We start from the raw sequence: 15,457 nt of genomic DNA on the forward strand, positions 1-15,457 counted from the left end.
CTGGCCCCCTTTCCGTCTGATCGGGAGTGCAAAAGTAGCAGGCCGATTTCGACTGAGCAAGCCAGCGGCTACTTTTCCCGCCTTCTATGCGCCCGAAAGGACTTTATTGGCTTCGTTGGTTTTGGCGCAGATGGCTAGCCCTCAGGACTTGACGCTGCATTCTACTGGCTAGAAAAAAAGTTGAGGCTTGGCCACTTTCGTCAGGCCAATGTAGGCCTAGCCGCAACTGCTCTCCTGAGCCAAACGGATTCAGCTGTTCTGAGGGCAGCCAAATCAATAAGTAGTTAACCTTATCTACCAGTTACTGCTGGATAACCAGCCCGCTCAGTGGCGGTAGCACCGCTTTACCAGCGACCAGCTTTCCGTCGCCAAGCAAAGCGGCCCATTTGCCTCTCCCAGCTGGCAGGGGGAAGCTTCGGCTTTCTTTTTCGAGGTTAAAGAAAACAACGAGTTGGTGCTGCGAGTCGAAACGACGGTAAACCAGCTGCCGACCGGTAGCCGTAAGAAATTGGATTCCGCCCGAGCGCAGGGCCGGATGATTGCGGCGCAGGCGCCCCAATTGCTGGTAGAACCGGTGGTGCTCGGCGTGGTAGGCTACGGGGTCAGTGGCTCCCGCCCCTGGCTGATAGTTGTTGCGGGTTTCCGGCTCGAACGAAAGTCCTGGCCACATCAGGGGCTTGCGGCAGTCGGGGTCATCGGCGCCCCACATGCCCAGCTCGTCGCCGTTCCAGATGTGTGGTGCGCCGACGCTCGTGAACTGGTGCAGCAGGTACAGCCGAACTCTCTTATAGGTATCGGCGTCAGGTTTGCCGGTTTTGTAGGCGGGGTTGTCGCGCGGGGTAGCCTGGTACTTGTATTTGCCAGGGTTGTAGAAATCGGTCAGCAGCCGGGGGGTATCATGGGTGGCGTTGACGTTCATCATGGCGTAGCGCGTGGGCTCGGCTAGCCGCTTCCACTCCGCCTGCAGGGCAGCCACGAACTGCGCCGCGTCGAGGGATTCGGTAACATCGGCAAAGAACTGCCGGGCCGGGCGGTAGGCCTGGTAAAACATGACGGCATCAAATACGTCGCCGCTGGTATAGGGCGCTGGGTCCATCAGCTTGTCGGGCCACTCTTCCCACCATATCTCGCCGACGAGGTAGGCATCGGGTTTGACTCCCTTTATATAGGTGCGGTAGTCGCGCCAGAACCCCATCGGCACTTGATCAGCCACATCGAGGCGGTAGCCGTCTACCCCTTTGGCTAAGTCGCCATCGGGGGCCAGCCAGCGTTTGCTGACGGCAAAGATGTGCTGCTTCGCTCCGGGGTTGAGGTTGCCTTCGTAAGGGCGTCCGGATTTACGCTCCGTGGTAATATCAGCCTTTCGGATTTCGGGCAGGCTTGCCAAGTTGGCCCATCCTTGATAGGCAAACTCGTTTTGGGGCGTAGCCGGGTTGTCAAATGCACTGATCTGGTACCAATCAGCGAAGGGAGACGCCCTCTGCTTCTGCACCACATCCTGCCAAGCCCAGAACTGGGTACCGGTATGGTTCCAGGAATAGTCGAGCACCACCTTCATGTTGCGGCGGTGCGCTTCGGCAATCAGCTTGAGGAATAGTTTATCGGCGGCGGTCCAGCGCCAAGTAGCAGGGTCGGCGGGGTTTTCGGTGGCGATGAGCTTCTGGTCGCCGACCGGATCGGGCCCAAAATTGACGTCGACGTGGTGGTAGCTGCGGGCGTCGTACTTGTGCAGCGAAGGCGCGTCGTTGATTGGGTTCAGATAAAGTGCCGATACTCCCAGCTCACGCAGGTAATCGAGTTTGTCGAGTACGCCCTGCAGGTCGCCGCCGTAACGACGCAAGCCCAGTTCGTCGCCCCAGGTAAGCTTTGCCTGCTTTGCCCAAGGTTCCGGCTCGTACCAGCTGTGCGTCCAGGGCGTGATGCGCCAGCCGGCCGGCGCCAGAAAAGACGGCGCCATGGTCTGGGGAGTAGGGTCGTTCTTCGGGTCGCCGTTGTGGAAGCGCTCTACAAAAATCTGGTACCAGACTACGTCCTTGGCCCAGGCAGGGGGCAACTGCCGACCCGAAAGCGCGGGCTGGGCCGAAGCACTAACGCTCATACTCAGCAGGGCACAGCCCAGCAGGGCACGACGTAGGGTTTGGGTGAGGCAGGTCATATGGGGCGGGGTCAGTAATTAACTCCGCAACAAATAAGCGCAAATTCAGGCAGCTAACAGCAGCTGTGAAAAAGACGCAACTCCTCCGCCAGTACCGCGTGGCCGCTTCTGCCCAACGGCGTTCGTCGGATGCCAATGAACGCCTTGCTCGCCCAAAGCCAGCTTGCAGCTCCCACTGCGTAGACCGGGGTTACTCCGTCTTGGCAGCCTGCTTGTAATGCACCTCCGACAGGCCACGCAGGCGTTCGGCAGCGGCTTCGGGCGTAATGTCGCGCTGGGGGTTGCCGAGCATTTCGTAGCCGACCATGAACTTGCGCACGGTGGCCGAGCGCAGCAGCGGCGGGTAAAAGTGCATGTGCAAGTGCCACTCCGGGTGCGCTTCGCCGTCGGTGGGGCGCTGGTGCAGGCCGGCGGAGTAGGGGAAGGATATCTGAAACAGGTTGTCGTAGCGGATGGTGAGGCGGCGCAACACGTCGGCCAACGCGGTGCGCTCCTCGTCGGTGAGCTGAACAACGTCCTGAACGGGCCGGCGGGCTACAACCAGCGTTTCGAAAGGCCACACGGCCCAGAACGGCACGAGCACCACGAAATGCTCGTTTTCCAGCACCACCCGCTGTTGGTCGCGCAGTTCGATGGCCAGGTAATCCGTCAGCAGCGTGCGGCCGTGCTCCTTATAGTAGGCAAGTTGCTGAACGGCTTCCTTGGCGGGCTCCGTGGGCACGGTACGCTGGGCCCAGATCTGCCCGTGCGGGTGCGGGTTACTGGCGCCCATGGCCGCGCCTTTGTTTTCAAAGATCTGCACGTAGTTGATGTCGGGCTGGCTTCCCAGTTCCTGGTACTGCTCAGCCCAGAGGTCCACGACCCGGCGAATAGCGGGCACGTCCATTTCCGGCAGTGTGAGGTCGTGGCGCGGCGAAAAGCAGATAACCCGGCCCACGCCCGACTCGGCTTCGGCCCTGAGCAGCCCGCCTTCGTTGATGCCGCCCACCGGCGTATCGGCCAGCAGCGCGGCAAAGTCGTTGTTGAAAACGAACGTGTCGGTGTACGGGGGATTCACGATGCCGCCCGCGCGGGTGTTGCCGGGACAGAGGTAGCAGGTGGAGTCGTAGGCTGGGCGCTGCTCCACTTCGGGTTTTTCCTGCTGGCCCTGCCAGGGGCGCTTGGAGCGGTGCGGCGAAACCAGCACCCAGTCGCCGGTCAGGGCGTTGAAGCGGCGGTGGGGGTGCTCGGTACTATCGAAGGAAGCCATGGGCTCTGCTGCTTATTATATATACAAGAACGAACGATCGGCCTACTTTTCCTCCACCACCTCGTTCTGCGCCTGCGATACGCCGCCGACGATGTTGGTCTGGTAAGTTTCCAGCTCGCGGCCGAAGCGCTGCTGGTAGGCGCCGCTTACTTGCCGAATGAACTCATCGACCTGCCCGGGCGCCACCAGGTTGATGGTGCAGCCGCCGAAGCCCCCACCCATCATGCGGGCCCCGTACACGCCGGGTGCCTGCCGGGCGGCGTCCACCAGCACGTCCAGCTCCTCGCAGCTTACCTCGTAGTCGTCGCGCAGCCCGGCGTGCGAGGCGTACATCTCCTGCCCGAAGGCTGCCAGGTCGTGGCGCTCCAAATCTTCGCAAGCTTTGATAACCCGGGCATTTTCCTGCACCACGTAGGCGCAGCGGCGGAAGGTGAGCGGCCCCAGTTCGTCGCGGTGCGCTTCCAGCTGCGCCAGCGTCGCGTCGCGCAGGCTTTGTACCTCGGGATAGTGCTGCCGCAGGATTTCGACGCCCCGCTCGCATTCTTGCCGGCGCTTGTTGTATTCCGAATCGGCCAGGCTGTGCTTCACGCCGGAGTTGCAGAGCACGATGCGGCAGGCCTCGGTGTCGAAGGGAAAATAGTCGTACTCCAGGGAGCGGCAATCGAGGCGTACGGCGTGGCCGGGCCGGCCGAAGAGGCTGGCAAACTGGTCCATGATGCCGCACATCACGCCGGCGTATTCGTGCTCGGCCTTTTGGGCGGCATGGGCCAGCTCCATCTTATCAATACGGGTGCCGAGCAGCTGATCCAAGGCAAAGGCTAGGCCGCACTCCACAGCGGCCGACGACGACATGCCGGCGCCCACGGGAATATTGCCGCCGAACACGCAGTCGAAGCCCGCCAACACGATGCCGCGCTTCTGCAGCTGCGCCGCTACCCCGAGCAGGTAGTTGGCCCATTGCGTCTTGGTGCGGTGAATTTGATCGACGGCCACGGTGCAGCAGTCGTTCAGATCGTTGGACACCAGCCGGATTTCACTGCCGCTGTTCAGCCCTACGGCAAAGTAGATTTCCTTGTCGATGGCGGCGGGCAGTACGAAACCCTGGTTGTAGTCGGTGTGCTCCCCGATGAGGTTGACGCGGCCGGGTGCCCGCACCAGCAGCGGTGCGGCGTAGCCAAAGTGGCGTTGGAAGGCGGAAGCAACGGTTTGGGCAGACATAGCTACGGAGGTAAGTTCAGACGGCAACCGGCCTAGGATTACGGAGATTCCGCCGCTGCGGACGAATCGGCTCGGTAATGGCAGGGACAATGACAGCCAGCAGGGTGGGTGTCCGTGCGCTTATATATGGCTGCTGCAATAACATCATTGATCGGCAAATTTTGGCTTTTGAGCGGCTGGCAGCGGGTATTGAGCCAAAAAAACGACGCTACTTTGGTTGTTTATTCAGGGTTTCGCTAACTTCGAAAAGTCGAATACGCCGAACTCTTGGTTAAACCATTGCGTTCGGCGTTTTTCATTGCCGCAGAACGCTTTTTCGGGTTGAAACAAAGTTGTATCGCAGGTACAAACTTTCTCTTGTAAGTCCTAAAAACAAACCGACTTTGGCGCGCAATTTGTCCAACCCAAGAGCGTTTGGGTATGCGCGGCCGGCGGATGTTGGAACGGCTTGTCGGGTAAGCCCCTTTTCCCACGTTAATTTTTCCCTGCTTTGTCTTTCGAATTCGAATCGGGCGCTTTCGCTCCCACGCCGGACACCGATTGGCTGGTTGAGCGTCCAGACTCTTTTTTTGCCGACGTGGCCGAAGTGCTTACGCCGGTGCCCGCCCCCGCCCGGACGAGCTATGACCGCTTGGTGCTGCCCGGGGACTACCCGGACCCGACCATTGCCAAAATCGGCGACACCTACTACGCCAGCGCGACGACGGCCGAGTGGGGCGCGGTTTTCCCCATCTTCAAGTCGGATGATTTGCTGCACTGGGAGCTGGTGAGCCACGTGTTTCCCGGCCGCCTGCCCGATTGGTGCGACTCGAACTTCTGGGCGCCCGAGTTCTTTTACGAAGGGGGCAAAGTGTACCTATACTATACTGCCCGCAAGAAAGGCGGGGTGCTGTGCGTGGCCGTGGCCAGCGCCGACCACCCCGAGGGCCCTTACACCGACCACGGCCCGCTGGTGGGCGAGGCCGCCGGCTCCATCGACGGCTTTCCGATCCGGGATGAGAAGGGTGTGCTGCACCTCGTGTGGAAAAACGACGGCAACAGCCGCAACAAGCCGACGCCCATCTGGGCGCAGCGCATCGACGAGCAGAGCCTGAAGCTAGTGGGCAAGCGCCGCGAGCTGTTCCGCAACGACGCTCCGTGGGAAGGCCCGCTTGTGGAAGGCTCCGCCATGGTGCACCACAACGGTTACTTCTACATGTTCTACGCCGGCAACGCCTGCTGCGGCAAGTACTGCACGTACGCCGAAGGAGTGGCCCGCTCGCGCACTTTGTTGGGACCGTGGGAGAAGTGCCCGCAGAACCCCATCCTGACGGACAACCACCTCTGGAAGTGCCCCGGGCACGGCACGGTGGCCGAAAAAGATGGCCGTTGGTTTCTCATGCACCACGCCTACGCCGCCAACAGCCACGAGTTTGTCGGGCGCCAGGGCCTGCTGAGCGAGTTTACCTGGAACGAGCAGGACTGGCCCGTGTTTGTCAACAACAGCCCACAGGCCGCGCCGCTGGCCGACGTGAGCGTGATGAACGTGACCGACAACTTCCCCGGCGAAGCCCTGGACCTGGGCTGGCAGTGGCCCGTGGGCAGCCTGCCGCGCACGACCGTCGCCGCCAACCAGCTCCACCTCGGCGCGAGCCCGGCCCGCCTGGGCGCTGTGGTGGCCCGCCGCACCTACGCCGCCACGTACACGGCCAGCGTCGTGCTCGATGCGAGCGAACTGGCCGAGGGCACCTTCGCCGGCCTAGGCGCGGTGGGCGACCCGTACAACGCGCTGGCCCTGGTCTTCGGCGACAACATGCTACAGCTCTGGCACGTGAAAACGGGTAAGAAGCAGCGCCTGACCGAAGTGCTGTTGGAACCCTGCGCCACCTTGGGACTGCGCTTGGAGTGCTGGGGCGGCAGCCGCTTCCGCTTTGCCTACAGCCTCGACGGGGGCCGCAACTGGGAGCCGCTGCGCACGGAAGGCTTCGCCATCAACGGTACCTACCTGCCGCCCTGGGACCGGGGCGTGCGCATCGGCCTGATTGCCCAGGGCGAGGAAACACAGACGGTGGCCTTCGAGCAGTTTAGCCTGCGTAACCAGCGCTAAGCCCGACCAACACCCTTACGGATCCGCCCCGGTAGTCGCCCGACTGCCGGGGCGGAATGCGTTCGGGGCGGCGGGAATGGAAAAGGATACGTAGAATTCAGCCTCCGTTCACCCAATCCTGCTCTACCATGTTCCAGCCTTCCATCACCGCCGCCGCGTTTGGGCAGCTACCTGATGGCCAGCTCGCCCAGCTGTTTACCCTCACCGACGGCAACGGCCTGGAAGCCCGCATCACCGATTACGGCGGCATCGTGACGCACCTGCTGACGCCCGACCGGCACGGCCGGCCCGGCGACGTGGTGCTCGGCTTTGATAGCGTGGAGGGCTACCTCAGCGACGCCTACCGGCAGGCGGGTCCATATTTCGGGGCGCTGATCGGACGCTTTGGCAACCGCATTGCCCGGGGCCGCTTCACACTGGATGGGCAGCAGTATCAGCTGGCCACCAACAACGGCCCCAACCACTTGCACGGCGGCAGCCGCGGCTTCGATCAGGTGCGCTGGCAGGCCGAAGTGCTGGTGCACCCGGCCCCGGCCCTGCGCCTGACCTACATCAGCCCCGACGGCGAGGAAGGCTACCCGGGCACACTCACGGTGTCGGCCACCTACCAGCTGACGCCCGACCAGGGCCTGCGCATCAGCTACGCCGCGACCACCGACAAAGCCACCGTGCTGAACCTGACTAACCACAGCTACTTTAACCTGGCGCACGGCGCGCAGCCCGACGTGCGGGGCCACGAATTGACGCTGCGGGCCGACCGCTACACCGTGGTCGACGACACGCTCGTTCCGACGGGCGAGCTGCGGCCGGTACCGGGTACGCCCTTTGACTTTACCACCGCGCATCCCATCGGGGCGCGAATCGGGGAGGTACCCGGCGGCTACGACCACAACTGGGTGCTCGGTGGAGAAGGGTTGCGGCCAGTGGCCACGGTGTACGAGCCGACGACCGGCCGGACGCTGGAAACCTGGACCGACCAGCCGGGGGTGCAGTTCTATTCCGGCAATTTCCTCGACGGAACGCTGACCGGCAAAAAGGGCGTGCCGTACGGCCGGCACGCGGGCTTCTGCCTGGAAACCCAGCACTTTCCGGACTCGCCCAACCAGCCAGCCTTCCCCTCCACGGTGCTTCGCCCCGGCGAGGTGTTCAGCTCGGTGACGGAATACCGGTTCGGAGTGCGCGGCTAGTAACGGCGACGGGGGAAATGCGCTCAGCCGCCAGCCGAAGCGGCCGATACGTCGTAGTATAGGCATAGAACCAACTCTTGTACTGCCTATGTCCCGCACCATTATCGTTTCTAACCGCCTGCCGACCAAAGTATCCCGCACCCCCGAAGGCCTGCTCGAATTCAGCCCCAGCGAAGGGGGCCTGGCCACCGGGCTGGGCTCGGTATACCGGCGCGGAGACAACGTGTGGGTGGGTTGGCCCGGCCAGTACCTCGACTCGCCCGACGACGAGCGGCACGTGCGCGAGCAGCTGGCGGCCGACCACATGCAGCCGGTGTTCCTCACCGAGCAGGAAATCCGCGACTTCTACGAGGGATTCAGCAACGAAACGCTGTGGCCCACCTTCCACTACTTCGCCCAGTACGCCCGCTTCGAGCCGCACACCTGGGCCGCGTACGAAACCGTCAACCGCAAATTCTGCGACGCGGTGGTGCGGCTGGCCGGCCCGGAAGACACGATCTGGGTGCACGACTACCAGCTGCTGCTGCTGCCCGGCATGCTGCGCGAGTTGTTGCCGGACGCCACCATCGGCTTTTTCCTGCACATTCCGTTTCCCTCCTACGAGGTCTTTCGGGCCATTCCATGGCGCCAACAGCTGCTACGCGGCATGCTCGGCGCCGATCTGATCGGGTTTCACACCCACGGCTACATGCGCCACTTCCTGAGCTCGGTGGAGCGCTTGTTGGGCGCCAACCGCCAGGACGGGCTCGTGGAATACGACAACCGCGCCGTGCTGGTCGACGCCTTTCCCATGGGCATCGATTATGACAAGTACGCCGAAATAGCCACCTCCGAGGGCGCTAAGCGCCTGGAACAGGAGTACCGCGAAGCGCTGACCGATCAGCGGGTGGTGCTCACCATCGACCGCCTCGACTACACCAAAGGCATTGCCCAGCGCTTGCGCGCTTTCGAGCTGCTGCTGCAGCGCTACCCGCAGCTGCACAACAAGGTGACGCTGCTCATGCTGGTGGTGCCCTCGCGCGACCAAGTAGCCCAGTACCAGGCCCTGAAGGAGGAAATCGACGAGCTGGTGGGGCGCATCAACGGGCAGTACCGCAGCATCAGCTGGTCGCCCATTCAGTACTTCTACCGCTCCTACCCCATCGAGGAGCTGTCGGCCCTGTACCGCTTGGCCGACGTGGCCCTGGTGACGCCCATGCGCGACGGCATGAACTTGGTGGCCAAAGAGTTTATTGCCAGCAAGCTGGATCAGCACGGCGTGCTCATCCTGAGCGAGCGGGCCGGCGCCGCCCGCGAGCTGTCCGATGCGCTCATCATCAACCCCACCGACACCGAGCAAGTAGCCGACACCTTGTTTGAGGCGCTTTCCATGCCCGAAGACGAGCAGCGGCAGCGCATGGCCGCCATGCAGGCCTTGGTGCAACGCTACAACATCCACGCTTGGGTGGATTTGTTTATGGACCGCCTGTCTTACAGCAAGATCAAGCAGGAAGTGCTGCGCACCGACGCGCTGACCGAAGACTTACGCGGGCAGTTGATCAGTGAGTTTCGCCGAGCCCGGCGCCGCCTGCTGCTGCTCGATTACGACGGCACGTTGATGCCCTTCCAGACCAACCCGAAGCTGGTACGCCCCGAGGCGGAGCTGCGCGAGCTGCTGCAAACCCTGGCCGCCGACGAACGCACTCACGTGGTCATCATCTCGGGCCGCGACCGGCACACGCTCAGTGAGTGGCTGGGTGATTTGCCGCTCGACTTTATCGCCGAGCACGGCATCTGGCTGCGTCACCGCGGTCAGGAATGGGAAATGCTGCAGCCGCTGCGCAACGACTGGAAAGCTGAAATGCGGCCCATCATGGAAAACTACGTCAACCGCACGGCCGGCTCCTTTATCGAGGAGAAGGACTACGCGCTGGTGTGGCATTACCGCCGTACCGACCCCGACCTGGGCCGCGTGCGGGCGCAGGAACTGATTACCCACCTCACCTTCATCGGCCAGAGCAGCGGCCTGCAGGTTATCGACGGCAACAAGGTGGTCGAAATTAAAAACGCGGGCGTGGACAAGGGCACAGCCGCCGCCCGCTGGGTGGCCAGCATCGAGCCCGACTTCATCCTGACCATCGGCGACGACCGCACCGACGAGGATACCTTCCGCGTGATGCCCGACGAGGCGTACTCCATCAAAGTAGGCACGCACGCCCGTTCCTTCGCCAAGTACTCGGTGCGCAACACAGCCGACGTGCGCCGCCTGCTGCGCGGGCTGCTGCCGGCGGAAGACTAAGGTCGTCGGCTTATGCCGCCGCTATAGTAGCCGCACGGCAGGCCACCTCCGAAACCCACCGCCCCGAAACGCCAGCACCGTCCGAAACCCGTTCAGACGACGGTTTCGGGCGGTGCTTGTTTTGGCGGTTCTGCGGGCGCAACGGACGCATAGCGTTCCACGACAACCGACAGGCAGCGGCCTACAAAAACGTCGGCCGGTCCAGCTTTTTCGAAATGCGGTACGCGGCATTGACCAGCCCCACGTGGCTATAGGCCTGCGGGAAGTTGCCCCACTGCGAGCCGGTGCGCGCGTCCACGTCTTCCGAGAGCAGCCCGAGGTGATTGGTGTAGCGCAGGATGCCGTCGAGGGCGCGCACGGCGTCGTCGGTGCGGCCCACGCAGGCCAGCGCCTCGATGTACCAGAAGGTGCAGATGAGGAAGGTGGTTTCGGGCGTGCCGAAGTCGTCGGCGTGGCGGTAGCGGTAAAAGAGGCCCTCCGGCGTCATCAGCTCCCGCTCCAGCGCCGCCAGGTGGGTGCGGGCCCGTTCCGAGCTTGGGTCGAGGTAGCCCATCAGGATCAGCTGCAGGCCGCTCGCGTCGAGGTGGGGCGAACCGATGGCGTTGGTGTAGCAGCCGCGCTGCGGGTCGTAGCAGGCTTCGATCTTCTCCCGGGCCTGGTGCACCAGCCGCTCGGCCTGCTCGGCCATGTCGGCGTTGCCGAGGCGGGCGGCCACCTTGCGGGCGGCGTTGGCCCCGGCCCAGTGAAAGAGATAGGTGTAGCAGTGGTACTGGGCCAGGTTGCGGAACTCCCACAGGCCCGCGTCGGGCTGCTCCATGGTGCGCTCGATGAAGTGCAGCGCCTCGTACATGAGCTTTTCGGAGAGGTTGCGCTCCAGCGCCGTGAAGCGCTTATCCACGTACAGCGGCAGCAGCGCCACCAGCACCTGCCCGTACACGTCGTTCTGAATGTGGGTGTAGGCGTCGTTGCCGATGCGCACGGGCTGGTTGCCGAGGTAGCCCTTCAGGTGGGTCAACTCTTGCTCTACCAACTCCGAGGCGCCGCTGATAGAGTACAGCGGCTGGTACTTGTCGCGCACCTTGGTAGAGATGTTGGCGATGAAGTGGAAATACTGCTCCATCTCCTCGAAGTGCCCGATGTTGTTGAAGGCGTTGAGGATGTAGTACGTGTCGCGCATCCAGCAGAAGCGGTAGTCCCAGTTGCGGGTGCTGCCAGGCGCCTCGGGCAAGGACGTGGTGCTGGCCGCGATGATGGCGCCGGTGTCTTCGTACTGGTGCACCTTCAGGGCCAGCGCCGAGCGGATAACCTCCGCTTGGTAGAAGCTGCCGATGCTGGTGCTCTTCACCCACTGCCGCCAGTACTGCTCGGTGCGCCGCAAAAATTGCTCGCAGGTGGTTTCCAGCGCGGCTTCCAGCGGCGCGCCGTAGGTCAGCACCAGGTACTTGGTTTCCGACAGGGCGAAGTCTTCCCCGTCGAGGATGTAGCTCAGCGGCACGTTGGTGGTAAGCCGGATTTCTTCGGGCAGGCCCAGAAAAGCAATGTGGTTGGAGGAGCGGCGCGCCGTGAGCGGCACGCGGCCGTAGTCGCCCACGGGGCGGCACACGGCGCGCACGCGCGGGGTGCCGGCCAGCGGCTCCAGCTTGCGGATAACCATCAGCGGCTTGTAATACCGCTCGTACTGCGGGAAGCGCGGCGCGAAATCCGTGACGCGGTAGCGGCCCTGCGCGGTTTCCACCTCGGTGCACAGCACGTTGGTGTTGTCCAGGTAATACTGCCGGGTGCGAAACTCGCCCTCGGGCGGCAGCAGCGTGAACTCGCCGCCTTGCTCCTCGTCGAGCAGCCCGCCGAAGACGAAGCCGCTGTCGAAACGGGGCCAGCACAGCCACTGCAGGCTGGTATCTTGGCGAATCAGGGCCAGGTAGGCGCAGTTGCCGATGACGCCGAGGTCGTAGGTATGGCGGGGGCTGCTCATAGGGGCGGGGCCGCGCCCGCGTATGGTTGGGCGCTTGACGACGATGTACCCCGAACCCGGCCGCCGGGTTACCCGCGGCGGCTATTTCTGTTTCAGGGCAGCACGGTTTCGGTGGCGGCCAGCGCCATCACGCCCGCGCCCACGGCGGCCGAGGCCAGCCAGAACAGGCGCGTGGCCCACTGCGCCTGCCGGTGCAGCTCGGCGTAGCGCGGCGAGCAGCCCGGCTCGGCGGCGGGCCGCGGGGCCAGGCCTGCTTTGAGCAGCTGCCAGGGCGAGGCCAGCAGGCGGTAGGCCGGGGCGTGGGCGGTGAGGAATTTGGCGGAGGTCAGGAACGGTGCGTGCATGATCGGGAGCGTTTGGACGAAGGTGCTGGATCGGAGGGTGCGGCGCCTTGATTTGCCTCAAGAATTGCGCCCCCCGGAGCTTCAGCCGCCCCGGCGGGGAGCGGTGGCTGAACTTCGATGCAAAGATTTCACGCGGCCACCCGCGGGCACCTTCGCCAAACGGAGTTCCTGTTTTCTCTGGCGGATTTTTGTTAAGTTGATGCAGAGCCGCCGCCTAATCCTCTTGCTCAGAATGCCCTACCTTCGCGGCCAGCGCCGCCGCTCCTATGGATACGTTCTTCGATATCACCTCCGCCGAAATCACTGAGCATTGCCAAACCGAACTCCAGCAGGACGGCGACCTGGTGCAGGCCCGCACGCTGTGGTCGGGACCCAACGGCGGCTCGCTCACCTTCACCGACTACTTCCTCGACGGCTTTCAGCTCGGCCACATGGGCGGGCAGCTGCTCCAGCCGCTGCAGGCCGAGCTAAACGTGCAGCAGCCGTGGATCGGCATGCTCTACCAGTTCGATGGCCAGCTGCACTCGCGGCAATGCGCCCGCCGCCCAATGAGCCTGGGCAGCAGCCGCCAGAACATTGTCGGCGACGAAACCACGCGCAACAACTACACCTTTCAGCCCCAGGCGCAGAACTACCAGCTGTTCTCGGTGCACCTCACCCACGACTGCTTCCACAAGCTCATTGCCAGCAACGCCGAGTGGCTGGGCCTGCACGAGCGGTGGCTCAGCCGCCCCGACCCGTTCGTGATGCTGCCCGACGGGCTGCTGGCCACGCCCGCGGCGCAGGTGGCCATTCAGCAGATCGTGAACTGCCCGTACTCCGGGCCGCTGAAGAAGATGTTCCTAGAGGCGCGGTTTCTGGATTTGTTCATCGCGCAGCAGGAGGAGTTTGCCCGCGTGGTCACGCGTCTCTCCACCAAGGAGCGCGACCTGTTCTACGGTATCCGCAACTACCTCGACGAGCACTACGTGAACCCGCCCAGCCTGCTGGAGCTGGCCCGGCAGTTCGGCACCAACGACTTCAAGCTGAAAAAGGGGTTCAAGCAGCTGTTCGACACCACCGTGTTCGGGTACGTGGCCGAAAAGCGCCTCACCGTGGCCCAGCAACTGCTCACGCTTACCGACCAGCCCGTGCAGGAAATAGCCGACTCGGTGGGCTTCACCAACCCGGCGCACTTCGCCACGGCCTTCAAGCGCAAGTTTGGCGTCGCCCCCTCGCAGGTGCGCCGCAACCCCGCCATGCACAAAGCCGCCGAAGCGCAGCTGAAGGCCCGGCCCGCCGGCATGATGGTGGCGTAGCAGCTGCTGCCCTCGTCATCTGGAGCAACGCGCAGGGGCCTTCCGCTGGCCCTTACGCCTGCTTGGGCTCCGGGCCGCGGAAGACGTCGGTGCCGCCGACGGCCTTCAGCTTCACCGGCCGGCCTTCGCGCGCCGACTGGTAAATGGCTTCCATGATGCGCTGATCCTGCAGGCCTTCTTCGCCGGGCGTGTGCGGCTCCTTGTTGCCCAGAATGCACTCCGAAAAGTGGTCCATCTCGGCCGCAAACTGGTTTTTGGCGCCAATGGTAATCTGGTTCTGCATCTTGGCCGGCCCCTCGGCGTGTGAGGTTTTCAGCTGCTGCCCGGTGTAGGCATAGGCGTTGTCGAGGTGCAGCCAGCCGCGCTCGGTATTCACGCGGTAGAAGCGCGAGTCGTGGGTGTTATAGTGCGTGATGCAGTTGACGACGATGCCGTCGGGGAAGCGCATCTGCCACGACATCATTTCCTCCACTTCCTTGAACAGCGGGTTGCCTGGCGTGCTGTGCATGTAGCCAAATACCTCCGTCGGCTCGGTGCCGAGTACGAAGCGCGAGGTGTTCAGGCAGTACAGGCCGATGTCGGGCAGGGCCCCGCCGCCAGCCAGGGCTTTTTTGTGCCGCCAGTGGTCGGGGTTGGCCGAGCTCTGGCTGTTCTGCGCCTCGATGTACTTGGGCTTGCCGAATTTATTGTTGCGCACCATGTCGCGCACCTGCCGGTTGTAGGGCTCGTACTGAATGCGGTAGGCAATCATGAGCTTGCGGCCGGCTTTCTTGCAGGCCGCAATCATGGCCTCGCACTCGGCCGCCGAGTTGGCCATGGGCTTCTCGCAGAGGATGTGCTTGCCGGCCTGCGCCCCGCGGATGGTGTATTCCGCGTGCATGGAGTTGGGCAGCACGATGTAGATAGCCTGCACCTCCGGATTGTCCTTCAGCTTGTCGTAGTCGGCGTAGCTGTAGCAGCTTTCGGGCTTGATGCCGTACTGCCGGGCCACCTTCTGCAGCTTCTCGGGCGAGCCGCTCACCAAAGCCACCGGCTTCGATTTCTTGCACTCCCCAAACGCGGGCAGCAGCTCCTCCAGCGTGAGGTGGCCCAGCCCGACCAGCGCGTAGCCCACCCGCTGATCCGGCGGCAGCGGCGTGGGCGTCGGGCCCGACTGCGGGTCCACGTCCGACTTCCATTCCTCCAACTCAATGGGCTGGTCCAGCGCCGCGGGCACCTTGGCCGGCGGCGACACGGCCTCCGACGATGGCACTTTTTGCCCATCCGGGGCGGTGTAGGTCGTGGCGGCGTCTACCTCCGAGGCGGGCGTGCCGGTGGTGGGTGTGCCCTCGGCGGTAGCCTGGCCCTGGCAGCTGGCCAGCGTGGAAGCGGCCACGCCCACGGCCAACCCTCGGCCAGCCAAACTCAAAAACTCTTTGCGGGATACTTCCTGGCCGGCGTGACGCAGCACCGTGCTCAGCAGCTCATTGGTAATTGACATAACGTTCGGTGTAAACTCAGAAATAACCATCCGAGGCAGGCCCGCATGGCGCTTGTGGCAACCACCCCACCCGCGTTGGTTCGGGTTGGGTTGATTCTGAGTTCCTTACGGGAAGGGCCGTCAAAGTGCTACGCTCGGCACGCATAATTCCGAAACCCGGTTTCCGGCGGTGTCCCAAAGCCAAGAGCCG

The 15,457-nt window shown here is 63.6% G+C and carries 10 protein-coding genes; 4 read left to right on the top strand and 6 right to left on the bottom strand.

Annotated elements, in window-relative coordinates; all coding sequences use genetic code 11:
- Window positions 1-301: 301 nt before the first annotated feature.
- From ACYVKQ_RS09045 to ACYVKQ_RS09055, 3 genes are all read right to left on the bottom strand, one after another.
- Window positions 302-2,155: a glycoside hydrolase family 13 protein gene (locus ACYVKQ_RS09045; RefSeq protein WP_460577825.1), complete on the bottom strand. Its 1,854-nt coding sequence runs from the start codon at window positions 2,153-2,155 to the stop codon at window positions 302-304.
- Window positions 2,156-2,345: 190 nt separating this feature from the next.
- Window positions 2,346-3,404 (bottom strand): galactose-1-phosphate uridylyltransferase, encoded by a 1,059-nt coding sequence (locus ACYVKQ_RS09050; protein ID WP_460577827.1) that lies wholly within the window; start codon window positions 3,402-3,404, stop codon window positions 2,346-2,348.
- Between the two features lie 42 nt (window positions 3,405-3,446).
- Window positions 3,447-4,622: a galactokinase gene (locus tag ACYVKQ_RS09055; RefSeq protein ID WP_460577829.1), complete on the bottom strand. Its 1,176-nt coding sequence runs from the start codon at window positions 4,620-4,622 to the stop codon at window positions 3,447-3,449.
- A 490-nt stretch (window positions 4,623-5,112) separates the two neighbouring features.
- On the opposite strand from ACYVKQ_RS09055, the gene ACYVKQ_RS09060 reads away from it, so the two are divergent.
- From ACYVKQ_RS09060 to ACYVKQ_RS09070, 3 genes are all read left to right on the top strand, one after another.
- Window positions 5,113-6,708: a family 43 glycosylhydrolase gene (locus ACYVKQ_RS09060; protein WP_460577831.1), complete on the top strand. Its 1,596-nt coding sequence runs from the start codon at window positions 5,113-5,115 to the stop codon at window positions 6,706-6,708.
- Between the two features lie 128 nt (window positions 6,709-6,836).
- The gene (locus tag ACYVKQ_RS09065; RefSeq protein ID WP_460577833.1) at window positions 6,837-7,895 is read left to right on the top strand and encodes an aldose epimerase family protein; all 1,059 of its coding nucleotides are present in this window, start codon (window positions 6,837-6,839) and stop codon (window positions 7,893-7,895) included.
- Between the two features lie 88 nt (window positions 7,896-7,983).
- Window positions 7,984-10,173 carry a bifunctional alpha,alpha-trehalose-phosphate synthase (UDP-forming)/trehalose-phosphatase gene (locus ACYVKQ_RS09070; RefSeq protein WP_460577835.1) on the top strand — a complete coding sequence of 730 codons (2,190 nt, stop codon included), beginning with the start codon at window positions 7,984-7,986 and terminating at the stop codon, window positions 10,171-10,173.
- A 181-nt stretch (window positions 10,174-10,354) separates the two neighbouring features.
- On the opposite strand, the gene ACYVKQ_RS09075 is transcribed toward ACYVKQ_RS09070, so the two are convergent.
- Window positions 10,355-12,145: a glycoside hydrolase family 15 protein gene (locus tag ACYVKQ_RS09075; protein ID WP_460577837.1), complete on the bottom strand. Its 1,791-nt coding sequence runs from the start codon at window positions 12,143-12,145 to the stop codon at window positions 10,355-10,357.
- 92 nt (window positions 12,146-12,237) lie between these two features.
- Window positions 12,238-12,489 (bottom strand): hypothetical protein, encoded by a 252-nt coding sequence (locus ACYVKQ_RS09080; RefSeq protein ID WP_460577839.1) that lies wholly within the window; start codon window positions 12,487-12,489, stop codon window positions 12,238-12,240.
- A gap of 266 nt (window positions 12,490-12,755) precedes the next feature.
- On the opposite strand from ACYVKQ_RS09080, the gene ACYVKQ_RS09085 reads away from it, so the two are divergent.
- Window positions 12,756-13,787, top strand: a complete 1,032-nt coding sequence (locus tag ACYVKQ_RS09085) for a helix-turn-helix transcriptional regulator (protein ID WP_460577840.1) — start codon at window positions 12,756-12,758, stop codon at window positions 13,785-13,787.
- 52 nt (window positions 13,788-13,839) lie between these two features.
- Here ACYVKQ_RS09085 and ACYVKQ_RS09090 read toward each other — a convergent pair whose 3' ends face one another.
- Entirely contained in the window at window positions 13,840-15,267 is a 1,428-nt protein-coding gene (locus tag ACYVKQ_RS09090) for a Gfo/Idh/MocA family oxidoreductase (RefSeq protein ID WP_460577842.1), read from the bottom strand.
- Window positions 15,268-15,457: the final 190 nt, after the last annotated feature.

The organism is Hymenobacter coalescens (assembly GCF_054783195.1).

Excerpts from the sequence above, each read along its gene's own strand:
- ACYVKQ_RS09070 (WP_460577835.1), top strand. The coding sequence starts at position 7,984 with ATGTCCCGCACCATTATCGTTTCTAACCGCCTGCCGACCAAAGTATCC.
- ACYVKQ_RS09065 (WP_460577833.1), top strand. The coding sequence starts at position 6,837 with ATGTTCCAGCCTTCCATCACCGCCGCCGCGTTTGGGCAGCTACCTGAT.
- ACYVKQ_RS09050 (WP_460577827.1), bottom strand. The coding sequence starts at position 3,404 with ATGGCTTCCTTCGATAGTACCGAGCACCCCCACCGCCGCTTCAACGCC.
- ACYVKQ_RS09080 (WP_460577839.1), bottom strand. The coding sequence starts at position 12,489 with ATGCACGCACCGTTCCTGACCTCCGCCAAATTCCTCACCGCCCACGCC.
- ACYVKQ_RS09055 (WP_460577829.1), bottom strand. The coding sequence starts at position 4,622 with ATGTCTGCCCAAACCGTTGCTTCCGCCTTCCAACGCCACTTTGGCTAC.
- ACYVKQ_RS09090 (WP_460577842.1), bottom strand. The coding sequence starts at position 15,267 with ATGTCAATTACCAATGAGCTGCTGAGCACGGTGCTGCGTCACGCCGGC.
- ACYVKQ_RS09085 (WP_460577840.1), top strand. The coding sequence starts at position 12,756 with ATGGATACGTTCTTCGATATCACCTCCGCCGAAATCACTGAGCATTGC.
- ACYVKQ_RS09045 (WP_460577825.1), bottom strand. The coding sequence starts at position 2,155 with ATGACCTGCCTCACCCAAACCCTACGTCGTGCCCTGCTGGGCTGTGCC.
- ACYVKQ_RS09075 (WP_460577837.1), bottom strand. The coding sequence starts at position 12,145 with ATGAGCAGCCCCCGCCATACCTACGACCTCGGCGTCATCGGCAACTGC.